Raw genomic sequence first — 25,773 nt, 5'->3', positions numbered from 1 at the left:
AAATTAGAAATGTAATACAAAGCCACTCATTCGAGTGGCTTTTCTTTCGCTTCTGCTCGCGCCTTCGATTGCTCATCCATCAGGCAAATATAATCTTCAAGCTCTTGCCCGAGAGTGAGATCAAAATGACGGTTTAACCGCACAAGACCTGTGATGCGATCGACCCTGAAATTACGAAAATCAGCACGTAGCTCACACCATGTCAGTAAGGTCCAAGTACCACGCCAAAAATAGATGGCGAGCGGCCTAACTTCCCGCTCGGTAACATCCAGTTTGACATCTTGGTAGAAGAGTTTGACGTATTCGCGGCGCTGAGCCGCATTACGCAAGGGATCGAGGAATTGGAACTCATTGGAATCGAGGTAAAAATCCGGTGAAAACATTAGGGATTGATAGGCTTGTAATCGTTTAGGCAACACAGCTTCGACCTTAATCATCGCCTGCCTCGCGGCGCTACCAAGCTCCTTACCACCCCAAGTTTGCACCATACGCATGCCAACTTGAATCGCTTCGAGTTCGGCTTCGTTAAACATCAAGGGCGGAACATTAACCTCATGGCGCAACAAATAGCCGACACCCGCTTCCCCTTCAATAGGAATGCCACTTAAACACAGGTCCTGCACATCACGGTAAATCGTGCGTGTAGAAACCTCTAACCGTTCAGCCAACTCTTGGGCTGTGGTCAGGCGTTTGTGTTTAAGAATTTGCACTATTTGAAATAAGCGATCAGCGCGGCGCATTAGCTCTGGTTTAACCCTTTATCTATCAATCAATTGATTAAGTATTATTACCCTAGGTCAATCGCTGGTATGTCCTTGAATACACACTTGAGTGCTTTTACGATTTGAATCATAAAATCCCGATATAGATCTCAACCTCAGTAGCACTAAGATAGACTTCAAAATCCGTTTGATAGCGTCGCTGATGAGAGCAATCAGCCGCGCTAAAATAACCCCACACTTGTCCCCAAAGATCGATAACACACTGGGGCATATCACCCTGAGCAGTGAATTTTAGGTACTTGCCCGCGTTAAGCTCCAATGGCGTAAAATGACTTGCATCAACAGGGGCATCAATTGCCTTACCCACCAGCACAGAAAACTCGCCATTCATGTCTGACTCATAGTCATAATACACGCCATACATGGGCGAATTGAGCATAGCGGTCAGCTGGGATGATTCAAAAAAGGCTTGCCATAAACTGCCAATTTTAGCGCTATCGATAGACATTTCTGCCCGATTATTCGTGCGGGTGCTTAGTCCAAGTAACGGTCGAGCATCAATATAAACCACATCCATCTTTGTTTCTTCCATAGATATCTAAACCAATAGGTTAATGTTAGCGTCGTGCCTTAAAGGCACGACGCTAAAAATTTAACACTCGAGACTACTTATCCTTAGACCACAGACCGACTTTATTGCCTTCACTATCGGCAAATAACGCGATGTAACCACACTCTCCACCATTAATCGGCGTCACTGGCAGCAAAATATTCACATTAGCGGCAGCGAGTTTATCCACTAGCGGTTGTAAGTGGGTGCTGAAATGCAAATACACTGTGCTGCCCTGCATTGACGGCTGGCTCATACTGCACTTGACTAGCCCTATGCTCGCCGCACTCGCATCCTCAGTGACTAGGCTCGCATATTCCATGTCTTCCATATCGTCACGTTTAAACTCGACCCCAAAATGCTGTTGATAAAAAGCAACGGCACGGTTCATGTCACTGACAGGAATTTCACCCCAAACTAACGGTGCAATAGATAACATTTTCACTTTCTCCTTGTTGAAAAAATATCAATGATTCAAAACCTTATTAGTACAATTCAGGACTGAATCATTAACGGGCGACAACAAGAATAAAACAAGGCTACTGACAGCATGATGTCAGTAGCCTTTTAATAAAAGTGAATTTTGGCGTTTTAACTTAACCAGCAACCAAGATTATTTTGGCAAACTGGCTTGGTGAGCCTGAATAAAATCATCCATGGCTTTGCTCGCCCTCGCTTGGGCGCTAGCTAAGGTATCTGTATCAACCATAGTTTCTACCACTTCGTAGTAGCACTTAATTTTAGGTTCAGTGCCAGATGGTCTGACGATCACCCGAGCCCCGCCCGCTAAGCAGTAAGTCAATACGTCGCTCGGTGGTAAGTCGATTTTCTCAACATTTCCATCGACAAAACGACGCTCAAGGGCCTTTAAATCATCGGTTGAGAGCACATCTAACTCACCAATCTTCACAGGTGGATGCTCGCGCAAATAGGCGCCAATATTGGGCGTGTCAGGTTTTAAGGCAATGCTCACCTGCGCATTGAGATGGAACCCATGCTCACGGTAAATTTGCTCGAGTCTGTCCCAAATCGTTTGCCCCTTCGCCACCAGCTCGGCAGTCAATTGGGCAAATGCCACCAGCGCCGACAAGCCGTCTTTGTCCCACACCATGCTGCCAACTGTGTAGCCAAGGGCTTCTTCATAGGCAAACAGGAACTGATCCTCAGGCGAAGTTTTCGCAATCCCTACATTCATCAGCCACTTAAAGCCAGTGAGCGTGGTAAAGCTTTGCGTGCCAAAACCCTGAGCAATCTTAGATAACAGGCTCGATGACACTATCGTTGTGCCCGTAAGACGCTGATGATCTTTAGCGTGAGATAGTAAGTAATGCCCAAAGAGCACACCGACTTGATCGCCCGTCAACATCTGATACTCGCCATCCTCTTTACGCACTGCGACCGCAAAACGGTCGGCATCGGGATCGTTAGCACAGGCGAGCATAGCGCCGTGTTTTTTCGCCTCGGCAATCACTAAATCCATCGCACCCTTTTCTTCAGGGTTTGGGAAGTTCACCGTCGGGAAATCCCCATCGGGTTCACGCTGGGAGGCAACCGAATACACTTGGGTGAAACCAGCATCTTTCAATACCGTTTCAGCCATTTCGGCACCCACACCGTGCATGGCGGTATAGGCTAAACTCACCTTTTCAGGAGCGGTATGGTTTTGCAGCACCTCAGCTTGCTGCACGCCATGGCGATAGCTTTGGTAAAAATCGTCCTGCAGGATAACTAACTTACCTTGTTTTACCGCGTCATCATGCTCTAAAAACGGAATAGCTTGATTCGCGGCGCGCTCAATTTGCGCGGCAATGCCAGAGTCGTGGGGCGGAATAATCTGCGCGCCATTCTCCCAATAGACTTTATAGCCATTGTATTGCGGCGGGTTATGACTCGCGGTCACCACAATGCCCGCTGCCGCATTAAAATGTTTTACCCCAAAGGCCACCAACGGCGTTGGCGCTACTTTGGACGTTAAGCGTACCTTAATCCCCATAGCGGTGAGCACACTCGCCGCATCATGGGCAAAATTAAATGAATCATGGCGGCCATCATAACCAATCACCACGCCACGCTCGGCGGTATCTTTAATCTGATCAAGTAGATAAGCACCAAGACCAGCAGAGGTTTGGCGGATCACCAAACGGTTCATCCCCATAGGCCCTGCACCGACGACACCGCGTAATCCTGCGGTGCCAAATTCCAAGCGACCCGCAAAGCGCGCTGCGAGTTCGGCTTCATTGCCGCTATCAATTAGGGTTTGTAACTGGGCTTGAGTGCGAGGGTCTGGATCATTTTCAAGCCAATGGTTTACCTGTAACTGCAGATGGGTATTCATATCACGCCTCATTGAAAATCATTTGCAATCACCTTAGGAAAAAGCACGTAGAAGAACAAGCTAATTTGCATTAATTTCAAAATGAGCCAAGGGTATTGCCATAAAAAACGCACTATCTAACAGGTCATGCCAGATAGTGCGTTGGTTTTAACAAACTGGTTTCAAAACGGATTTAGAGTTTAAAGATATTATCCTTCGTATCTCTGTCGATGAGCTTCACAAAGGGATCGACCCCCACATAACTGGGTTTTTCAGCCAAAGTGATCGTCAGCTTGTTTTCACCACTGACCAGCCTGTGCTTCTCAATCAATAACACCTGTTTGTCATCCTTTAGCTTATCGGGATCGGCACTAAAGGCACCGATATCGATGATGGCATCTAAAGGTTGTTCGGTTTCTTCACCTTTACCACTCGCGACTTTGCGACTGGCATAAATGCTCAAGTCAACTTGCGTCTTACCATCGGGCAGAGTGGTCATGACCGCATTGGTTAACCTAAGATCGTAGAGCGTGATGTCATTAAAAGACTCATCGATAAAGCGAGCTTGCGCTTCATCTGTCCCTTGCTCAAGGTAACTCACTAAATCCAATGTGGTTGGGAAAGGATCGTTACGATACTGATAACGCGCTAAGAATGCCTTCAAATTAGCGTTAAGTTTCTCTTCACCCAACACATCTTTAATCGCCATCATCACCACTGAGCCTTTCTGATAATGAATGTACTGCTGATTTTCACTGCGCAGCAGAGGCATTTCTTTGATGGACTCGGATGAACGGCCGCGTAAATATCTATCTAATTCGTATTTCAAGAATTTACGGATCATTTTATCGCCATACTTTTTCTCCAGCACCATCAACGCCGAATACTGCGACAAGCTTTCGGATATCACAGCACTGCCCTGCACATCGGCAGCGCCCACTTGGTGTCCCCACCATTGATGTGCCACTTCATGGGCGGTGACGTAATACACAGGATCGATATTATCCTCATTGCGTAAATCAGTAATAAAACCAATACGCTCTGAGTAAGGCACTGTATTAGCAAAACTTTGTGCAAAACTACGGTAACCCGGAAACTCCATAATTCGCATTTGCTTATGCTGATAAGGCCCAAATGCTTGTGTGTAGTAATCGATAGAATCTTTAACCGACTCTATCATGCGCGCAACGTTCCAAGGATGCTCCGCATGGTAGTAAACCTCAACCGCAACACCATTGTGCTCAGTTTTTTCCACCTGATAACGGCCCGAAATAATGGCGTAGAAATTCACCATAGGGCTATCCATCGAATAATGGAAATACTCACGCCCATCCTGCTGCCACTGTTTTTGCAAATACCCTGGCGCTAATGCAATTTGATCTGCACTTGTCGAAATAGTGGCTTCAAACTGAATGAAATCACCATCGACACCAAAGAAGTTTTGCGTGTAGTAACGGCTGTCTTCAAGCTTGTTCGCTCGAGCTTTTTCGGCTAAATCGCGCTTTTCGCGCTCGTGGCGATCCATCAGCTCATAGCCGTCTTGATAACCAAAGAGGGGCAATAGTTCGAAATTGTTGATGAAGGTGCCATTTTCAACCACAGACATATCAAAGCCAGCTTCAGCAATACCCACAGACTGACGTACTAATTGAATGTCCCCTTGCACCACCTGCCCAGGCTGCACTGGCGTCGAAAAGGTCAACCAAGCATTGCGATAGCGGCTATCTAACTCACCTAAGTTTGTATTCGGGATATTGATTTTTACCGTTTCGGCCTCAGTATGCTCGGGCCACTGCACTAACATCCTTTCGATTGGTTTATCTGACTTGTTTTGCCATTCGAATATCACCTTAGCAACAATTTTTCGCTCTTCAGGGAAAATATCAATATTCGCATTGACCTTAGTGGCCACTAAAATCGGCATGCTTTGGTATTGTTTGAAGGCCTTCTCATAATCAGCTTGCAGATCTGTGGTTTCATCTTGGGTTAAATAATGATTCAACACTTTTGTTTGGTAGAACAAATAACTGCCCATGCCCAAAAATACCACCAAAGCAACGCTTACAATGACTTTGCCACTAAAACCAAGCTGATAACTCAGTAATCCCATACGGGTTTTAAGGCTTTGCTGCGGTCCGCGATGGTACAAGCCATAACCTAAAACAAACAGGATAAGGCTAAAAGCCCCCCAGTAAATCATATAGAGTGCATGACTTAATAAGCCCCAACCGTAGCCGTTCATATCCGAGTAAATTAAGGTCGGTGATTGACCAAAGTTATATAGGCTATGGCCAAATCCCCAGCTTGCCATAACAAATGTCGTTAGATAATAAGCGACAAATAGTCCCATACCTGCGTACTTATTTGGGCTAAGCACTTGTAGGAAAAACGCTAGCACAGCGGTCATCAACAGCGGCAGGAGGTAATAAAATCCGAGCCTGATAAGGTATTGAGCAATCTCAAGATTGGCTTGACCTTTTATCAGTTGAAAAGCAATTGTGGTACACATGGCGAGCACATAGAGCAAGGTCATCACAATGACCACAGATACTAACTTTGAGCCCCAAAAGCTTAAGTTTGATACGGGAACGCTATCGACGATATCTCCCATTCCTGAACTGCGTTCACGCCAGACGATTTCTGCGCTGTAATAAATCAGCACTATCACCATCAATAACCCCGTCGCGCCGGCAATGTTATTCACCATATCTTGGGTTAATGGCCAATTAGATGTGCCATACCAACCAAAATCATCGAACATGGGGCCGACTAAATTGAAAATAGTCAGCACACCTAACACCACAAATGGCGCGGTAAATAGTACTTGCCGTACTTCAAATTTAACCCGCGTCCAAAATTGCTGACGACCATTAGGATCAGTTGCCATAGCCAATTGTGCCAAAGGCACTAAGCTGGGAACTTTTCCTGCTTTATCGGATTTTTTCTCACGTTTCTTAGTCAAACTCGGCTGACGGAAAATCCCTGAAACGGCCAGTAATACACAGGCAATTCCAAACCATATCGCCCGGTTTTGCAGTACGAGTCCTGAGAATTCAATTAACTGGCTATTCTTCTCGCTAATGGTCCAGTAACGGGTCACTTCGGCAAAGGTGCGCAGCGCAAAGGGATCAAGCAAGGCGGCTATGGTGCGATATTGTGGCTGACTCGCCATTTCGCCCGTCAAGGTATAAAGCACCAACATGGCTACAGCGGTCAGATAGAGCGCCATTAAGGAACGAAAATGACTTGCCATCGCATAGAATAGAGTCGAGATCAGCAGCAAAGTCGGCATGGCGAGTAAAAAATACGGCACAAGATAATTCGATAACGCAAAAGGCCCAAAACGGCTAGCATCGACCCATGGCATAAAAGAGCCGAGCATTAACCCTATGGGGATAAAGGCAAATACCATCATCACCACAACAAAACTGCCGAGAAATCGACCAAATTGGTATGCAAATGGTGATAGGGGTTTGCTATAAATCAGCTCTTCCATCAAATGCTGATGATTGCGAATAGCCGTGCTACCCACAAAATTCACCACGGCAAACATGGAAATAAGTCCCATGATCAACATGGTTTGAGTAATCCCAAATGGGCTGTTTTTCATCACCTCACCGCCGCTACCAATTTGAATATTGTTGGAGACGACTGATAGAAAACTCATTAAAAACAATAGAAAAGAAACAACATAAAAGGATGGCTGACGCAAATAATAACGCCACTCAAACCTAAGCATTGATAACAACATATTGATATCTCCTTAGGCAGCCTGACGGCGGTGACTGAGTAAAGTCGAAAAATACAGATCTTCAAGCCCAGCAGTCGCAGGGGTAAATCCTTCAGGACAAGTTTCAGCTATCACATTCAGTACTGTGCGTCCCGCTAATAAACGCTTAGAAATCACAGGTAATTGCGCCTCAAGCTCCTGCGCCTGTGCTTGACTCACAGTCTTAGTCCAAATTTTTTCCGTTAATTCACCCACCAATTGATGTGGATTGCCTTGAAGCAGAATTTTACCCGATGCCAAAACCGCCATATTAGCGCAGAGTTCAGACACATCTTCGACAATGTGAGTTGAGAGGATTACCACTTTTTCCTCGCCTAAACTCACCAGCAAGTTATGGAAACGGTTACGTTCTTCGGGATCGAGACCCGCAGTCGGCTCATCCACAATCAATAATTTAGGATCACCAAGCAAGGCCTGAGCAATACCAAAACGCTGACGCATACCGCCAGAAAAACCACTCACGGCTTTATTTTTATGCTGATAAAGATTGGTGTGTGCCAGCAATCCTTCAACCGCTTCTTTACGCAGCTTGCTTTGATTAATGCCCTTAAGAATGGCTAAATGATCTAACAGGTCATAGGCACTAATACGCGGATAAACATTAAAGTCCTGGGGCAAATATCCCAAGGTTTTACGCAGCGCTTGAGGATCGGCTAATACATCAATACCATCAAACACTATGCTGCCACTATCGGCACTTTGCAGGGCGGCAATGGTACGCATGAGTGATGACTTGCCAGCGCCATTGGGTCCGAGTAAACCAAACATCCCTTTGGAAATCGTTAAATCAACACCATCGAGTGCTTTAACACCGTTATCATAGGTTTTAGTGAGATTAGAAATAGTCAGCATGCTTCCCTCTTGCGTCTGTGAGTTCAAAATACCAACAAACTATCACATAAAATTAACCCTCACAGTAGTTATCAAGATATTCATGTACTTACAGAATGATAGCCAGCAAAACAAACTACATATTCTTAATCCCTAAAATAGCAAAAGGGACTCTATTTGAGTCCCTTGCTATTGAAATACAATATAAAAGTAAAAATATGCTGCGAATTAAAATATGGCGTACCAAATACAATTAGTTACATAAACGCCAACATTAGCGCGAGGGTAAAGTGCCATCAAATATACGTACTTTGATATTCTTTTTCAGGTTATCTTGGTCTTGTTGCCATTCTTGCCACTGGGTGAGACTGATACTGAGCTGCAATGAAAAATCAGTAGAAATCCACTGTTTTTGCCCTTGAGTATATTTAGGTGCAGGGACTATGTTACTGGGTCCAACGAAGGACGCAGAACACATAAAGGTTTTGAAATACACTTGGTCAATCGATAAATCGAGGGCGCTGGGCGATGTTAAACATTGACCACTGCCCGGCTCTTGATACGAGGCAAATTGGTACAGGATTGCCGGTGTATTATTGGTACTATCGGGAACTGAAGCAGTTTGATGACAAGATAAACAGCTACTTAATGCATTATCCGCAGGGCCATTTAGGCGCCCATTACACCCTAAGTGTCCCGCATTGGTGTGCTCATTCAAACGGCCAACGACCTCTTGAAATACGGCGCTATCCTTAAGCCCTGTGATTGGGTTTTGAGGGAATGCTGCCGCTCCCACTGTTGCTGGCGGCGTGTCATTCCCCCACATTAATCCCAGAGGTGAGATACGATCCCAAGGATTTTTCTCTTTCGCTTTAAACTGACCATCGGCGACAAAAGTGCCATAGGCCCAGCCCACGGGTGAACGGCTGTCGCGCACTGCAATATCAAACTGCAATAAGTACACATCGGCGACAGAGCGCGGGCATTGCTCTGTTTCCTGTTGAAAACTGCAAGCACTGCCATCGGCGTTTTTACATACACAGAAATCACTGGCACTGATATTGGCTTGCCAAACAGGTACATTTTCAAGGAAAGGATAGTTATTAGGCGTTGCGGTTGTGAACAGTAACTTGCCAATCACACTGCCTTCATTAAATGCAAAGTTTTGCTGGGGCATCACAGGTGATGGTGCCCCGGTCCATACCTTGCCAATGCTGTTTGCCGCCTGAGGATTATAAAAGCCCACCGCCCACATAGTGGTTTTAAGGGAGCCTTGGCCTTTTATCTCCATAGTAACGGGGGCTTCTCGGGTCAAGCCATGGATAAATTCCCGCCCACTCATGGGATCATAGGTCTGATAGGGAATATGGTACCAAGAGCGCACCTTGTTGTTACACAGATCCCAGTCTTTACTGACATCGCCTTTGTCGATGTTTCCCTCTTGGATGTACTTCATCACAGCCCAGAGGTATTGCTCAGCTTGGGTATTTTTATCACTTTCACTCAGATTTTTATCGAAAGGATTGAATTTAAGCCAAGGTGCAGCGCTATCTGGTTTAGCACTCGAATAAGCATCACTGAGGCTAAAAATAGGCCCCTTCCAGCCAGAATAAGCTTGGTTGATAATGACTTGATTGTCCCACATACCTGTTTTTGTAAAAGCAGGATCTTGGAAGTAACTTGGATAGGCTCCAGTACAGGTTAAATTTGCGCTAGATCTAGTGTTAGGCGATTGCTTATCTGCAGCTTTTGCGTTGACTGTGGTCAATGAACAAACGGTGAGCAGAAGTATGGCGGTAATGTTGAGTTTCATAATATCGTCCTTGAAGAGTATTAGTCCTAAAAACTCCCTTTGTGAGCCTAAAACTAACAACGGCTCAAATTAAGCATAGACTAATTTTTAACATCTTCTGTAAAGCTTAACGATTCACATATTAAGGATATAAAAAAGGCCGTTTAGCATGACTAAACGGCCGAAACATATTGCTTATTGGACTAGCCGTCCAAGCTATTTCTCAACTTCTTGCCCGCGCGTCTTCCACAGCGAATACAAGACACCTAAGACTAACAGACCAAAAGTCACACCAAGGGATACTGCTGTTGGGATAGTAAAGTCCACTATTCCCTCGTGATTGAAATACACTAAACCCACTTTCACCCCAATAAACACTAATACTACTGACAGCGCGTATTTAAGGTATTCAAAACGATGCACCATAGCAGCCAACGCAAAATACAAAGCACGTAGCCCCAGAATCGCGAAGATATTCGAGGTATAGACGATGAAAGGATCTTGGGTAATCGCAAAAATAGCTGGAATACTGTCGACTGCAAACACCAAATCCGCGGTTTCCACTAAGATCAACGCCAAGAATAACGGCGTCGCCCACCATCCTTTTGTTAACTGATGATCTTCGCCACGAACCCAGAATTTTTCTTTATGCAGCGTTGGCGTAAAACGCATCTTAGTGCGTAACCATTTATAAAACTTATTGTCTTGGATATCACCGTGCTCATCGTTTGAGAAGAGCATTTTCACGCCAGTGAAAATCAAGAAGAGTCCAAATAACACAAGTACACCTTGATACTGGGCAACAAGCACAGCACCAAGACCGATCATAATGGCGCGCAACACTATTACGCCCATAATGCCCCAGAAGAGCACTCTATGTTGGTATAAACGTGGGATACCTAAGCTACTGAAGATTAACGCGATAACAAATACGTTATCCATAGACAGTGATTTTTCAATCAGATAGCCCGTTAAGTATTCCATACCGGCAGTTGAACCCTTGTACCACCAGAGCCAGGCCCCAAACAATAAGCCCATACAGATATAAAAGGCTGAAAGCTTTAAACTTTCAGCCACGGTAATTTCATGCTGATCCTTGTGCAATACGCCAAGGTCAAAGGCTAATAACGCCAGCACAAAACCGAAAAACATTAACCAAACCCAAAGCGGGTAACCCACAAATAGGGTGGTAAAAAACTCCATAAGTCTCCTTAGTAACACATAACGACTGATCTAAATCAGTAAAGTTGAGCAGATAGACATTGACTCATTGTAGAAATATAAACTGTGAAATCTTATATGAAAAATGCAACTATCAAGATTAAAATTCTTTTACAATCAATATAATTATGGTGCTTATTTATACTTATGCCTCGAATAAGTTCACTTCTCAATCACAGCGCTTCCCTGAGAAAATCATCTAACCCACCCATTCGTGACATTCCTTTAGATAGCAGCCTCGAACAAGCGCGTAGATGCTCTACCAATAATGCAAAATTGCTATCAATCATAAAACTTACACTATCCATTAAACGACGAACTACAGCTAAATCAAGGCTAAAGCCGCTAAGATAAAACTGCCACAGTTGAATTATGGCCACTATTTAGCACTCATTTCTTAACTGAAAATGAATTAATTTAACCGCTTAGTATTGCTATAGCGAGCCTTAAAGAACGGCTAAAAATGTTAGTTATACAAAATATTCATCACTTTCAAGACCCTTGGCTGTTCCATATCATCCGAGTGTGATTAACTGCTGCAACAGCGCTGTCTTTTAGCAATCAAAAGCGCCGCGATAATCACAAATAATGAAAAATAATTAATAAAATTCATTACGATAAAATGAATCATTAGCTGCTCGGCGCATAAAGTGCCAGCATTGGGAGTCTTAAGTGTCAATAGAACAAAACCCGCCGCACGCAATGCAGGGCCCACAAGGCTCGCCCCCAGCTGAAATGCTATTTGGGCATCCTAAGGGCTTATTTGTCTGCTTTTTTACCGAAATGTGGGAACGCTTCTCTTTCTACGGTATGAAAGCATTACTGTTTCTTTACCTGATTAAATATCATCTATTTACCGATGAATTTGGTTACAACGTGATTGGTGCTTACGGTGCCTTAGTGTATGCCATGCCCGTAGTGGGTGGCTTATTGGCCGACCGCTATATCGGCATGCGTAAAGCGGTGATCTTTGGCGGTATTTTATTGGTGCTCGGCCACTTAGGTATGGCCTTTGAAGGCCATCAAGCGGTTATCGTTGCGGGTGAAGTTCAACGGGATGAACAAGCGCTGCAAGTATTCTATTTATCCCTCGCCTTAATCATTGTCGGTGTGGGCTTTTTAAAACCCAATATTTCCACCATAGTCGGTCAGCTTTATCCTAAATCATCCGCTAAGCGAGATTCTGGTTTTACCATTTTCTACGCGGGCATCAACTTAGGCGCCACCTTAGCCCCGCTAATTTGCGCTTATTTAGGTGAAACCTATGGCTGGAAGTACGGTTTTGGTTTGGCAGGTTTGGGGATGTTAGCGGGTTTATTGGTGTTTATTCGTGGCAAGAAACATCTGCAAGGCTTCGCTGAACCCAGAGATCCTGCGCGGATTTTAAAGAAAACCGCTGGCATAACGACAGAACAATGGATTTACTTAAGCGCAATTGGCAGCGTAATCATAGTCTGGGGGTTGATTCAAACCCACTCCCTCGTACTTTCGATTAGCAGTTTATTACCCGCTGTGAGCCCAGTGATTTGGTTCTTGCACTCAGTATCACTAGTGCTTGCCCTTGGTATTGGCTGGTTCATGGTGAAACATTGTAATCCGATTGAACGTCAACAGATGTCGGCTTTGCTGCTTTTCATCGTTGCTGGTTTGGTCTTCTTTGGTTTATATGAGCAGACCTATGGCTCTTGGGTAGCATTTTCGGACCGTGTGATGGACCGTAACATGCTCGGTCTCGAATGGAGTGCCGGACAATTGACCTTCCTCGGCGCTTTCTTTGTGATCAGTTTGTCGCCTATCTTCGCTTGGCTGTGGCCAGCCCTCGCCCGTAAAAATTGTGACCCGAGTAAACCGGTTAAAACCGCACTCGGTATTTTGTTCGCGGGTTTATCCTTTATGGTACTTGTGCTCGGGATCCAGATGCCGCTAAGCAGTGGCTTAGTGAGTATTTGGTTCTTAGTCGCGGCTTATTTTGTATTAGAAATCGGGGAGTTATTGCTGTCGCCCATAGGCTTATCTGCCGTGACTCAGCTTTCGGTAAAACGCGTTGTCAGCCTGATGATGGGTGCTTGGTTCCTCGGCACTTCATACTCTGAAATCTTAGCCGCCGAATTAAACAAGCTCGCCGCGATTGATACCCAAGGCGGCGTGATAAGTGACGTACCGAGTGCGATGGCGCTATACGAGCAACTGTTTATCTTCTCGGCGCAAATTGGCGTGGTGATGGCATTAGTCTTCTTTGCCCTTGCGCCATTAATGAAAAAAATGATGCACGAGAAAATGGCGACTCACTCAGTTTAAGCATACAAACAAAAAGTCAGTTGGCTTACTTTCGCCCTCTGAGGCGACGGTAAGCCAATACGATAAGGTGCAAAGCAAGTAACCCCGTAAAAGCCGCGCAGAAAAACAGTAATGCAATCGAGTTTACATCCCTAGGCGCATCACGATAAAGCCACCACCACAGCGGCCAGCCGATGGCCGATAAAGCCGTAAGCTGCCACATACAGCGTTTGCAGCGACCAATCTTTTGCCTGAAAATTGACGTTTTACAATCACCGCAACTCATAAATCCCCAATACCATGATGGCAGTATATCTAAAACTAAAGCGACACTTTAAGCCTTGCCATCCCTTGATTAATAGAGACGAGCGCACGATAACCTAAATCTCGTTTAGCTGCGCTGATATCAAAATAATGGCTGCAGGATAACTGCCGTGCGACAAAACGCGTCATCATGGGCTCTTCTTGCTTCTTTAGGAGGTAATGTACACTTTCTAATACTGCGCCTACTACATAGGCCACAGATTGAGGCACACGCTTAGTCACTGGCGGTAAAGCATCGCAGGCCAAAATCAAATTGATCATCTCGGCCATAGTGATGGGTTCATCATTACTCAGAAAATAAGCTTTCCCTTGACACTTAGGCTTTGCTTGGCAAAGTTCCAGCGCCGCCAGCACATGGGCATAGGCGGCGTTGTCTATGTAGATGGTATCGACCAGCTTATCTTCGCGGCCAACCAGTTTAAGCTTACCTAAACGCCCGCGCGACAATACCCGTGGCACTAGATGGGGATCGCCAGGCCCCCATATCAGATGCGGCCTGAGTGCGACGGTTTTTAACGCATAGGGTCCAGTGGCTTGAGTCGTCACTTGGCTAGATACTTGAGTCACACTAGGATTTTCAAGTGGCATGTCACCCACTTGATTGGCGTCGAGCATCATCTTTTCAGCGATGGCTTTAGAGTGGGCATAATGATTCAAGAATCTTGTGGCATAGGGAGTAGACTCATCAATACCCGATTCATCCTGCCCTGCAAAGGTCACACTCGGGGTACTGGTATAAACTAACTTATCTATTTTTAATGCCTTACAAGCGGCAATCACATTGGCAGCGCCCTTCACATTCGGACAAAAATAGCTGTCTCTGTCACCCCAAACACCTGCTTTAGACGCCACATGAAATACAATATCGCAGCCTTGCATCGCCTGTTGCAGCAGATCTTTATTGACTAAATCCCCTTGCAGCATGACTACGCCCAGTGCTTCAAGTTCGGGATAATGCCCACGCGCAAAACCTGTGACTTTAATGCCCGCAGCTAACAATCTCAGGCAAATCGTTTTGCCTAAAAATCCCCCCGCCCCCGTGACAAAGGCGTGTTGCACCTTAAGCGCGAGCTGCGCGAGTGCCGTTTGTTCAGCCGCATCAAATTGGGCAAGCGTCGTGCTCTTGATTGGGTCTTTCGTCATTAAGGGTATCCATTTCAGCACATTTACATGAACTTAAAGTCGGTGTAATAAGTTTAAAATAAGCACAAGGGCTTAAAAATAAGCGAGTTTGTTCAAATGAACACAGAATATAACGTAAAAAATGCAGGAAAAAGCCGTGGAGTTTTAAATCAACCTTTCGTTTGTGATTGTGCCCAAACGGCTAATTTTTCTCTAAAAATCTTGGCATTATGCCGCACATCCACAGGGAAATCTGGATGAATAAGAAACCGCCTTATGCCCTGAGTCTGCGTAAATTGCTCGGCAATGGCGATCAAATCTTGGTACAACTGCTGACTCTTATTGCACACCAATGACTGGTCGAGTTCGATACAAATTAACGGCTCTATCTCGTTCGCCACTTTCACTCCCACTAAAGCGGAGCGCTTCACATTGGGATGCGTATTAAAAATGCGCTCGCAGGGAATGGAATAATAACGTTTAGCAAACAATCCGTTAAGGGTAGCGTCGACTCTGTGGGCCTTACGACCACACATCCACAGAAGACCTTGATCATCAAGATACCCCAAATCGCCCATGCGGTGTCTAACGGTATTGGTTGCCGAATCCCAAATCTTGGCCGCCGCAGTCGCGCGTTTGCCTTGGCTTTCGTTTTGGCTAGCGTGCTGACTATTGTTTAGATAATAGGACTGACTCACCATAGGTCCCTGCACGACTATCTCGCCGATTTCACCGTTATTCAACTGTAAGGCATCATCCCACTCGGGAATAACCTCTTCGCTGATAGCAATAATGCGAATCGTCACGCCATCGATAGCGCGACCGACACAGATACCACCGCCGTTATCTGTGATGTCAGTCGTGGCAAATAACGCATCGCTGGCAATCATACTAATAGGCAAAGATTCGGTTGCACCGTAGGAATTTAAAATCGGCACACCTTGGCTCAGCATCTTACTAAAACGGGCGATGGAGGCAATGGTGGCTGGCGCACCCGCGGAAATCACCCGCTGTACGCTAGGCAATTTATGCTGTTTTTGCTCCCCCGCGCGGCCTAAACGTTCGAGCAAAGCGGGATTAACAAAAATATTACTGCATTGATATTTCTCAATCGCGGCAAACAGGAATTCAGGATTAGCAGTAATAGGTTTGCTGGCATCCATTTCTGGAACGATAGACGCCATGCCAAGTGCGGGGCCAAAGAGTGAAAACAGCGGAAAAGTGGCTAAATCGCGCTCGCCATGGCAAATGCCATAATCGTTTTTTAGCGCTTGAATTTGTGCCTCAAACATACCATGGCTATACACTACGCCTTTAGGCGTGCCGGTACTGCCACTGGTGAATAAAATTGCCGCCATCTCATCAGATTTGAGCATCACCATGGGATATTCAGACTTTGGAGCAGAAGATTGCACTGAGGTGCTTTGCAGCAGAGTCGATAAACTTATCGCACCAGTACCGATACGGATTAACTTTGCCGCTAAGCCTGTTTTGCCGTCATCAACATTGAGTAATGACTTAATACTGCCCTTACCCCAACCAAATAGACGTCTAGCAATATGAGCCTTGGGAATACCGATAAAGGCATCGGGCGCGGCTTCAGCAAAACACTGTTTAAGATTGCGGATCCCCATGCCGGGATCAACTAGGATAGGAATAACCCCCGCTTTAAACAGCGCAAAAGTAAGTGCAAAAAAATCCAAACTCGGCGTGACCATAAGCACAGCCTTCATGCCGCGCTCAATGCCATGGGCATTAAGCGCAAAGGCTATCGCATCGCTTTGTCTATCCAGATTAAGGAAGTCCAACTCGCTGTAACGCAAATTCGCCACAGAAGCGCCCTGAGCGCTTTGTACTGCTACCGCAAGATGATGGGGAATGGCATGGGCTGCTTGCTTGAGATGACGACAAATATTGGCATCACTGACCGTTGCTGACGTAGAAGAACCCGTTAAAAGCGGCGTTTCCAACGGCGTCACTAAAGGAGCAACCAAAGGAGCCACTTCAGTCTCAAGCAAGGTCGACATTAACCTGCGGCCTGTTCGGACGGCGCCGCTTCTACGTGGTCGTCAGCCATAAAATCTTTAATATGGGCAATCACTTCATCGCTGGCATCTTCCAAAATGTAGTGACCACAATCGGCAAACTCATGCACGGTCGCATGGGGCATGTGCTGACGCCATTTTGCTAAAAAGTGCTTATCGAACACAAAGTCCTTGAGACCCCAGCAGATCAGGGTCGGCACTTTAGCAAATTTAGGTAAACTCGCAGCAATATCAGAGACTAATTGATAATTTCTATCGCCTTCACGCAGTGGAATATCCTGCACAAAACGCAGCGTCGAAATGCGATTAGCCCAAGAGTTAAACGGCGCGACATACGCCTCGCGAATGTATTTCGACATCGGCTGGCGCTTAACACCCACATAGGAAGCAATAGACGAAAAGGCATTGAAACCGCGTACCAACACTGTGCCTAACAGGGTATTACGACAGATCCACAGCGGCCAAGGGAATGGTTTAGTCTCGGGCAAATAGAAAGCGCCCGTGTTCAATATCACTAGGCGTTTAATGCGCTCAGGATAACGCGCCGCATAACCCATACCTATCATGCCGCCCCAGTCGTGTACGACTAAGGTAATGTTTTCTTTCATATTCAGGCTATCGAGCAAAGCTTCGAGATCGTCGATACGGTTCTTAAGGGTATAGTCATAGCCGCTATCGTCTGGCTTATCCGACAGACCACAGCCGATATGATCTGGCACTATGCATTGATGTGTGTCTTTTAAGGCGCTAACAAGATTGCGGTAGTAAAACGACCAGCTAGGATTACCGTGAACCATCACCACAGGTTCGCCTTGACCCTCGTTGATATAATGTAGCTTGTTGCCATTACGGCTAAGAAAATGACGTTTAAAAGGCAACAGAGTGTCTAACATGACGCTTCCTATCTTGATTCTTTATGAGAGCGAATAACGGGTTATGTACAGCTGGCTTAGCTTATCGACAGAACTAAAGACTAAGCTATCAACTGAATCATGGACTTACTGGGTTGACTCGAATGTATTCTAGCCATCAAGCAAAGGCGTGAAAAGGTGCACTGCACCCTACCACTTAATACCTAACATCATGCAATTCAATCCACTGCCTATGCCTAAAAAGCTCACTTGATCGCCCGCTTGCAAAAAGCCTTGATCGTGCGCCATCGCAGCGGTCACCGGTAACGACACTGTGCCCATATTGCCCAGCAGCTGATACGTTGGAAATTCTTTCTCAGGGGGAATATTTAACGCGCTAAGCACTTGCTTACGGTTTGAGGCGCCCACTTGATGGCAAATCACTTTGTCCACTTGCTCAACCAGCCAATTACGCTGCTCAAGGAAATGCTCCCAAGTGTGCTTCGCCAATTCAACGCCTTCTTTAAGCAAGGTAACGGCATCGGTACGCATAAACTCGCGATACAGGTTATGCCCCACTTCCTGCAGACCCCATTGACACAACTGGTGATGCTCAGGCGCCGATAAGTGCGATGCCCCCAGCAATTGATGCTGACGCACATTTGTCAGCGGCAAGCTGCCATCGGTAAGGATCACCGCCACGGCACCAGAACCACCGGTTAAGGTCGCCAGTGACTGGGCAAAATTCTGCATGGTCGGATCGGCCAACATGTTATCGATAGTGACATCGACAATATCCCGCGCCGACTCACAGGACACCACCATACCCGCCTTGATTTGACCCAACTCAATACGGTTCGCGATATCTAAAATACCCGATAACACCCCAAGACAAGCATTACTGATATCGTAAATCGCAGTGTCTTTTGACACACCCAATTCGGCAGCAATACGACACGCGGTCGCGGGCTCATGTTGATCGCGGCACACGCCGGTATAGACAACCGCACCTAAATCGGCGACATCAATCCCAGTTTCAACCATGGCTTTACGGGCAGCTTTAATCGCACCGTCGGACAATTGATGTCCTTTTGGCCACCAGCGGCGTTCGGTAATCCCAGTCAATGCGGCAAGCTGTCCCATAGGAATACGGAACTTTTGATACAAAGGAGCAAGACGAGACTCTAGCTCACTACTGGAAACCACAACAGGCGCCAGTTCATAGGCCAGGCTATTAATAAATACGCGGGAATATTTCATGAAACTGTTTTATTCGCTCACTAGAATGACTGACCAGCAGGTCAGCTTTCAGTTGTTATTCGTCATTAATGCGACATTTGAACAAGAAAAGCCCGATGATTCAATAAAAAACCATCTTGAGTGTAAGACTTGTCTCACAGCGCAGGTTCCAAACACGACGGCCCTGAATTCACTATCACTAAACTTAAATGCGCTAATATAGAAATAATTCATAAAAAACATCACAGTACAGTATGTTTTTAGACGCGCAAAATTATACCGCCATTTTTTGCGCTAAAATCAGCGTATTTCTTGGTGTGACGCTGTTTGCACAAAATTCACCCACGCAAACACCATATCCTTGTTCCTGCAAAAAACAAGCGCGATCTAAGATTAACCACTGCTCCAGTGCGCTGCGGAATAAATGCGCGACTAAATCAATACGGCGAGTTAATTGTTGTCTTTGTCGCCCAACGTCAAGCCAAGCTTCAAAATCCCTGTTTTTCGCTAAATTAACTGCCTTCGTCTCGGCCGCCCACAGGCAAAAATCCGTAAAACTGCCGCTCAACTGGCTCTGTTTTAACGAGGGTAAAGGCAAATATTCGTCGATTTGTCGACATTCACGTTGCAGTGCATCAAAGCCTAAGCGCCACGCAATTTCTTGATGGCGTAGCGCTTGCTGTTTGGGATTAGCGATCACACTCTGCTGCAGCGGTAACTGTAAATCATGGCGACTGAGCTTTAGGCTGCTCTGCTGAGCAAGAATGGATAACGGCTGATAATGGCTCGCTTGAATTAAATGATAGCAACAGGGAGAAATAGCCAATGCCTGCGTGCCCGCCTCGGCCGCCAGCGTTAACAGCCGAACATGCAAATCTCCGCAGGCATGCAAAGCAACTGCTTGCTGCTGAGCAGTTAAGGGGTTAGTTGTTAACGGATTCGCTGCTGAGGGATGTTCAACTGGTGTTTCGACAGTGGCTATAGCCCTGTGCTCAGCGCCAATAGCAAAGGCATCGGCGCAAATAAAGGTTTGCGATAACTGCCACTTATCAGCAAAAGCCTGCCCTGCTTCACACAGCGGCGCCTGCCACTCTAAGCTCACCACTTCGGCGCCGCGAGCTTTAGCAATCAAGCGGCCCAAATGCCCTTTACCCGCACACCATTCCAGCACAGGTAAATTAAGCTGCGGTAAATGCTGCACAAAGGCGGTAATTTGCTGCCATTTTCGGCCTTTAATGTGAGCACTAAAGTGCGCCTCATCATCAAAGGACAAACCGCGGTCCTGCGCTTTATCTACCTTTGTGGTATCGGTAATTGCAATATCAGCAATGGCAGTGGTAAGCAATGACAAGTCCCAATCTTGGCCTAATGCCCTAAGATCGCGGTTTAATGCCGGTGACAACGTCTTAACCAGTAAAGATTGCTCGGCATCGAGTCCATCAAGCTCATCATCAGCCAGCGCCCACACAGCTTCGGCCAACAGCGGAAAATCCTGTGCCCAAGGCAAAGCGTTCACTTCAAATGCACGCACTTGCCACAGGGCAGCACTCTTTTCAAGCAACTGATTAAGCTTGCTAAATTGCTGTGAGTAAGTGAATTGTTGCTGCAGATTATCTTGGTTCACGTCATGCCCAGTGTAAAAAATACTTGTCTCGTATTAGGCTGAGCGAATCAGCCCTACGGATGACTTTATGCGAAAAAATGTTAGTATCGCGGCCATTAAAAGCACTCAACCTGACTGTTAACTGCAAACCGCGGTCAGCAATACCTAAAGAGGACACACATGCTTTCACCTTGCGTCGCACGCTGCGGTTTAAATGATGAAGACTACTGCATGGGCTGCTTTCGACATATAGATGAAATTGTCAGTTGGCGCACGAGTAGCGAAACGCAACAGGCGACCATTTGTCAGCAACTTCCCGCCCGTAAAACGTTATTTGAAGGCAGTGAAAACCAGCATATTTTAAGCCGTGATAAATGGTTAGCTGCCGAAGCGCGTTTAACCGACAAAGACTAAACGCCGCCTGCTAACAGCCTACAAGACTATTTTTTCAGCATTGATTTCAAGTCAGCAAAGGGATTGTAGGTCGCCGCCGCTTGCTTGGTTTCTGTGGTGCTACCGTAACGGATCAATTCTTCAAAGCGAGAATGTTCGTTGTCATGGCAATAAAGACATAATAATTCCCAGTTTGAACCGTCTGACGGGTTGTTATCGTGGTTATGATCCCTATGATGCACAGTCAGTTCACTTAAGTTTTTTGGGGTAAATTCGCGGGTACAGCGGCCACACACCCAAGGATAGAGTTTTAACGCTTGTTCACGGTAACCGCTCTCACGCTTAGCTTTGTACTCCCGCGCATCGGCTAATACTTTATCTAACTTACTCTGGCCTGGCACTGATGACATAGTGTAATCCCTAAAACAAACCCTAAAAAAATTGCCCCAAGGATAATCCGAGTTATCACTTGGGGCAATATCTCCCGCACTTTGCGGGTTAATCGTGCGCGATTTGTAGACGTAAATGGCTAAGCTGACTTACGTTACTGGCTTAGCTTACTTAACTTACGTTACTTAGCTTACGTGGGCATGATCGGCATTCGACAAATGCAAATAATGTAAGTATTTTTCATACTGAGTCACCACATCCGCGAGGATTTGCTCTTCGGTATAACCCATCACATCGTAATGCTGACCACCTTGTTCAAGGTACACTTCAGCGCGGTAATACAAGGTATTTCCCTGCTCGATTTCAGTCCCTATTGGGTTAGTGATGTCAAAACAACGCGTTCGTACACCGTAAACAAAGGGCAAATTCACCTCATTGCTGATCACTAATCGCACGCGGCCATCTAAGTATTCAAGATCGGCCACTATGCCTTTAGCCATAAAGTGTTGGCACACCTTAGACAAAGCGGGCGTCGCAACATTATTCAAGAACACTTGCGCTTCTTCATGGGTAGGATGCGAGACTAAAACCCCAATACGCTCTTCCCAGCTCATATTAGTTTTGGCGTATTGCACACTAGTATTGTGTAACTGCACGCTATTAATCTTCAGCCAATCATTTTTCAGGGCTTTAAATAAGCCCAGACACATGAATAGCATCACCACTAAGAACGGCATAGCACTGGCGATAGCCGCCGTTTGCAGCGCCTGTAACCCACCCGCTAACAACAATACCGATGCCACGACCCCTTGCAACAGTGCCCAAAAGATCCTCTGCCATACGGGGGCATTGTTATCACCACCCGAGGTTAGATTATCAATCACTAAGGATCCCGAATCCGACGAGGTCACAAAGAAAGTGACGACTAAACAAATCGCAATCCCAGAAAGTAACGTAGGAAACGGCATGTGCTCGAAAAACACAAACAAGGCCACTGACACATCGGTATTCACCGCCTCGGCAAGATAGGTCGCGCCGTGATTCATAATCGAATCAATCGCCGTATTACCAAATACCGTCATCCACAGAAAGGTCAGCGCCGATGGCACAAATAACACACCTATCAAAAACTCACGGATGGTACGGCCGCGACTCACACGCGCAATAAAGGTACCGACAAAAGGAGACCATGAAATCCACCAGCCCCAATAGAGCAAGGTCCAGCCTCCGAGCCAATCTTCCTTATGTTCATAAGCGTACAAGTTAAAGGTTTTGCCCACTAAATCACTTAAGTAACTACCGGTATTCTGCACAAAAGCCTGCAACAGCATAACCGTAGGGCCAAGGATCAAGACAATAAGCAATAAAATAATCGCGAGACCCAGATTGAGTTCGCTTAAGCGTTTCACGCCTTTATCGAGACCAGAAAATACCGATAATGTCGCCAATAAAGTAATGCCGATAATCAAACACACCTGCACCACAGCATTATTAGGTAAACCTTCAAATAGATAACTCAGACCCGAGTTAACCTGCAACACCCCAAAGCCCAGTGATGTCGCCACCCCAAACATAGTGCCAAGCACAGCAAAGGTATCCACTGTATGGCCAATAGGACCATAGATGCGTTCACCAATTAAGGGATAAAGCGCACTTCGCGGCAATAACGGTAACTTATGTCGATAAGAGAAATAGGCCAGACTCAATGCCACCACAGCGTAAATCGCCCAAGCATGCAGTCCCCAATGGAAGAAAGTGATCTTCATTGCCTCTTTTGCGGCAATAAGACTCTCAGGGGTTGCATCCGGCGGCGCCAGATAGTGCATCACAGGTTCAGCGACCCCAAAAAACATCAGACCAATACCCATACCCGCCGAAAACAACATGGCGATCCAGCTTTTATAGCTGTAGTCAGGCACTGAATGATCTGGTCCTAGTTTGATATCGCCGAAGCGACTAACCATGACAAATATGATAAAAATCAGGAAAAACGCCACACTTAGAATGTAAAGCCAGCCGGCTTTCATTTCTATCCATGACTGCATTGATCTAAAAAAGGTGTTTGCCTCTGTGGGCCATACTGCGCAAATCATCACCATCAAGATGATGAAAAAGACCGACGAATAAAATACCGGCGGATTAATACTAGACTTGATTGACATTGACTCTCCCTATTTCTAGCGGGTTCACACTCCAAATATCTCAACATACCAACGGCGAGATAGGACAAAACTTATACTTAAAATTTGGTTAATACTGCGTGGCTCATCTATGACCAGTATGGGGGAAATCCCAAAGATCATGGCAACGACTCGCTATGGCTAAACGCGACAGGATCTGAACAACGGGATTAACAACACTCGACTTTTTTAAGCCAATGATTGATGGATAAACAGAATTAACACCACTAAGGCAGCTAATACCCACCTTTAGCATAAAACAAATATATTACTAGAATATTCAGCATAAAAAATGGCAACCATATTGGTCGCCAAAAAATTATACCACAAAAATCATCAAATTTAATTTTAAACGCTAAAACGCACAAACCTTCATCGGATTACTTAGTCGGTGACTGCGAGATACCAGCAGTTAAATTGAAGCGCATCGCCTCCTCAAACGACCAATCAACCATAATTAAATCATCCCGCTTAACTAAGCTCGTCACACCCGCCATTTGATAGCTCAATTGGAACAACACAGGCACCCAATCGCCCTCTGGTAGCGCATCTAACAAGGGCTGTGGCGGCGTATCCGTCATAATAAAACCCACCACAAAACTGCCATTCGCCTGTTTCACTAACACTGTCTTTTGGCTTGTTGGCTTACCATCACGATTCATCAAAGAGGCGATATCACGGATACTGCCATAAACCGATTTAAACAATGGGAAACGCATCAACTGGCGCTCAAGCCAACCATAAAGCCACACAATCGGGCTGACCGAAAACAGCAGGCCCACGGCAAAAACTAATGCCACCACCAGCATAAATCCCGCGCCGACAAAGTGTTGGTTAATCCCTACCAACTCTAAAATCACAATTCCCAAACCATCTAACGATACAAACAACGACCAAAATAGCCACAAACTCAAGGCCATAGGTAATAGATTCATTAAGCCGCGGGCTAAGGTTTTTTTCATCACACTCTCATTCAGTCATAGGGATACAGAAGGCATAAAATATTTACGCAAAAAACGCCACAAATGCTACCACAGAGTCACTTTTGCACCAGCACATGATGTAAGGTATCTGGCAGTAATAGTCTCAAGCATAGAGACAGCGTTCAAATTCAGGGCCCACTCTGAGCCATTCTAAGGAAAGTAAAATGCGCGTAACCCGCTTAGATCATTTGGTCTTAACCGTAAAAGACATCGCCGCCAGTGTCGAATTTTATCAAACCGTGCTCGGGATGAAAAAAGTGGTATTTGGCAATCAACGTATTGCGTTAAGTTTTGGCGACCAAAAGATTAACTTGCACCAAGCGGGCGCAGAATTTGAACCTAAAGCCGAAACAGCCACGCCCGGCAGTGCCGACCTGTGTTTTGTGGTCAGCCACAATATAGAAGAAGTGATCGTCCACTTAAACGCACTTCAGATTGAAATCATTGAAGGACCAGTGCTACGAACTGGCGCCACAGGCCGGATAAACTCTGTCTATATCCGCGACCCAGATTATAACTTGCTTGAGTTATCAGAATATCTACCCGCCTGCACGGGATAAGCGAATTGGGGCAATATCAGCAGCAGTTCTGCTAGCACGCGGCGAGCAGAACTGCTGCTGACGTTATACTGGTTCACTGTTGTTTGCGATAAGACTCTCGACAGTTGAGTGGCATTTATTGTCATTACTTCCCTGATTAACTCGCGATCCTTTTAGCTAATTAAGAAGTATCCCTATAGGCTCAGCTAAAAAGCGAGTGCTCAAAACAAGACGACTGGGTTTTGCAGCGTTAATTATCATTACTTCCCCAGTGACTCGCCGTAAACTCATCCTTGAGGGCTCTACTAAAACATATATGGACCCATCCGGTTTGCAAGACATTCGATATCAATTTTGAGAAGAGTTCATTGCACCCATATATTCGGCCTCTTATTGAGGGATTCCTCTGGCCCTGATGGATATTTGCTTCTACTGTCCTTATCATCCCTGCGGCTTCATCAGAGCCTGTGTTTTCGTAAGGTTTTTAGTAGATCAGTCTGACTGTCTCATCATCAAATCAAGTGTCTTAGCAACTTGCTGGTTGGTT

20 protein-coding genes are annotated in these 25,773 nt (G+C 45.8%); 3 read left to right on the top strand and 17 right to left on the bottom strand.

Features of this window, described 5'->3' with window-relative positions; translation table 11 throughout:
- Window positions 1-26 precede the first annotated feature (26 nt).
- The 8 genes from L5M18_RS16130 to L5M18_RS16095 all read right to left on the bottom strand — a co-directional run bounded on the left by L5M18_RS16130 (window position 27) and on the right by L5M18_RS16095 (window position 11,262).
- Window positions 27-740, bottom strand: a complete 714-nt coding sequence (locus tag L5M18_RS16130; RefSeq protein ID WP_028760503.1) for a helix-turn-helix transcriptional regulator — start codon at window positions 738-740, stop codon at window positions 27-29.
- Window positions 741-849: 109 nt separating this feature from the next.
- Entirely contained in the window at window positions 850-1,299 is a 450-nt protein-coding gene (locus tag L5M18_RS16125; protein WP_173497884.1) for a GyrI-like domain-containing protein, read from the bottom strand.
- 88 nt (window positions 1,300-1,387) lie between these two features.
- The gene (locus L5M18_RS16120) at window positions 1,388-1,771 is read right to left on the bottom strand and encodes a VOC family protein (protein ID WP_263197744.1); all 384 of its coding nucleotides are present in this window, start codon (window positions 1,769-1,771) and stop codon (window positions 1,388-1,390) included.
- Between the two features lie 174 nt (window positions 1,772-1,945).
- On the bottom strand, window positions 1,946-3,667 hold the full coding sequence (locus L5M18_RS16115) for a phospho-sugar mutase (protein ID WP_263197743.1): 1,722 nt from the start codon (window positions 3,665-3,667) through the stop codon (window positions 1,946-1,948).
- Window positions 3,668-3,839: 172 nt separating this feature from the next.
- Entirely contained in the window at window positions 3,840-7,397 is a 3,558-nt protein-coding gene (locus L5M18_RS16110) for an ABC transporter permease/M1 family aminopeptidase (protein ID WP_263197740.1), read from the bottom strand.
- A 12-nt stretch (window positions 7,398-7,409) separates the two neighbouring features.
- Window positions 7,410-8,288 carry an ABC transporter ATP-binding protein gene (locus L5M18_RS16105; protein ID WP_263197738.1) on the bottom strand — a complete coding sequence of 293 codons (879 nt, stop codon included), beginning with the start codon at window positions 8,286-8,288 and terminating at the stop codon, window positions 7,410-7,412.
- Window positions 8,289-8,541: 253 nt separating this feature from the next.
- A complete protein-coding gene (locus L5M18_RS16100; protein ID WP_263197736.1) occupies window positions 8,542-10,080 on the bottom strand; it encodes a hypothetical protein in 1,539 nt (512 codons plus the stop codon).
- A 195-nt stretch (window positions 10,081-10,275) separates the two neighbouring features.
- Window positions 10,276-11,262, bottom strand: a complete 987-nt coding sequence (locus tag L5M18_RS16095) for a TerC family protein (protein ID WP_028760515.1) — start codon at window positions 11,260-11,262, stop codon at window positions 10,276-10,278.
- Between the two features lie 690 nt (window positions 11,263-11,952).
- Here L5M18_RS16095 and L5M18_RS16090 point away from each other — a divergent pair.
- On the top strand, window positions 11,953-13,578 hold the full coding sequence (locus L5M18_RS16090) for a peptide MFS transporter (protein WP_263197734.1): 1,626 nt from the start codon (window positions 11,953-11,955) through the stop codon (window positions 13,576-13,578).
- Window positions 13,579-13,603: 25 nt separating this feature from the next.
- Here the strand turns inward: L5M18_RS16090 and L5M18_RS16085 are convergent, their stop codons facing one another.
- The 6 genes from L5M18_RS16085 to L5M18_RS16060 form a co-directional block, all read right to left on the bottom strand.
- On the bottom strand, window positions 13,604-13,843 hold the full coding sequence (locus L5M18_RS16085; RefSeq protein WP_105249662.1) for a DUF3624 domain-containing protein: 240 nt from the start codon (window positions 13,841-13,843) through the stop codon (window positions 13,604-13,606).
- Window positions 13,844-13,878: 35 nt separating this feature from the next.
- Window positions 13,879-15,024, bottom strand: coding sequence for a 2-alkyl-3-oxoalkanoate reductase (gene oleD, locus L5M18_RS16080; protein WP_263197733.1), 1,146 nt, complete (start codon window positions 15,022-15,024; stop codon window positions 13,879-13,881).
- 149 nt (window positions 15,025-15,173) lie between these two features.
- Complete coding sequence (oleC, locus tag L5M18_RS16075; protein WP_263197731.1) at window positions 15,174-17,030, bottom strand: olefin beta-lactone synthetase; 1,857 nt, start codon at window positions 17,028-17,030, stop codon at window positions 15,174-15,176.
- Complete coding sequence (locus tag L5M18_RS16070; RefSeq protein ID WP_263197729.1) at window positions 17,030-17,941, bottom strand: alpha/beta fold hydrolase; 912 nt, start codon at window positions 17,939-17,941, stop codon at window positions 17,030-17,032. The genes oleC and L5M18_RS16070 overlap by 1 nt, the downstream gene beginning before the upstream one ends.
- 168 nt (window positions 17,942-18,109) lie before the next feature.
- Window positions 18,110-19,159 carry a 3-oxoacyl-ACP synthase III gene (locus L5M18_RS16065; protein WP_028760522.1) on the bottom strand — a complete coding sequence of 350 codons (1,050 nt, stop codon included), beginning with the start codon at window positions 19,157-19,159 and terminating at the stop codon, window positions 18,110-18,112.
- 253 nt (window positions 19,160-19,412) lie between these two features.
- A complete protein-coding gene (locus tag L5M18_RS16060) occupies window positions 19,413-20,762 on the bottom strand; it encodes an SAM-dependent methyltransferase (protein WP_263197728.1) in 1,350 nt (449 codons plus the stop codon).
- 159 nt (window positions 20,763-20,921) lie between these two features.
- On the opposite strand from L5M18_RS16060, the gene L5M18_RS16055 reads away from it, so the two are divergent.
- A complete protein-coding gene (locus L5M18_RS16055; protein WP_219256120.1) occupies window positions 20,922-21,155 on the top strand; it encodes a DUF1289 domain-containing protein in 234 nt (77 codons plus the stop codon).
- A gap of 26 nt (window positions 21,156-21,181) precedes the next feature.
- Here L5M18_RS16055 and L5M18_RS16050 read toward each other — a convergent pair whose 3' ends face one another.
- From L5M18_RS16050 to L5M18_RS16040, 3 genes are all read right to left on the bottom strand, one after another.
- Entirely contained in the window at window positions 21,182-21,544 is a 363-nt protein-coding gene (locus L5M18_RS16050; RefSeq protein ID WP_028760525.1) for a YajD family HNH nuclease, read from the bottom strand.
- Window positions 21,545-21,709: 165 nt separating this feature from the next.
- Window positions 21,710-23,686, bottom strand: a complete 1,977-nt coding sequence (locus tag L5M18_RS16045) for a BCCT family transporter (protein WP_105249669.1) — start codon at window positions 23,684-23,686, stop codon at window positions 21,710-21,712.
- 398 nt (window positions 23,687-24,084) lie between these two features.
- On the bottom strand, window positions 24,085-24,666 hold the full coding sequence (locus L5M18_RS16040; protein WP_028760527.1) for a DUF502 domain-containing protein: 582 nt from the start codon (window positions 24,664-24,666) through the stop codon (window positions 24,085-24,087).
- Between the two features lie 185 nt (window positions 24,667-24,851).
- On the opposite strand from L5M18_RS16040, the gene L5M18_RS16035 reads away from it, so the two are divergent.
- Entirely contained in the window at window positions 24,852-25,247 is a 396-nt protein-coding gene (locus L5M18_RS16035) for a VOC family protein (RefSeq protein ID WP_263149029.1), read from the top strand.
- The last annotated feature ends 526 nt before the right edge of the window (window positions 25,248-25,773 follow it).

This window comes from Shewanella sp. SM20 (assembly GCF_025654545.1).
Classification (GTDB): Bacteria; Pseudomonadota; Gammaproteobacteria; order Enterobacterales; family Shewanellaceae; genus Shewanella; species Shewanella oncorhynchi.
This window is presented reverse-complemented; position numbering and strand designations above follow the sequence as displayed.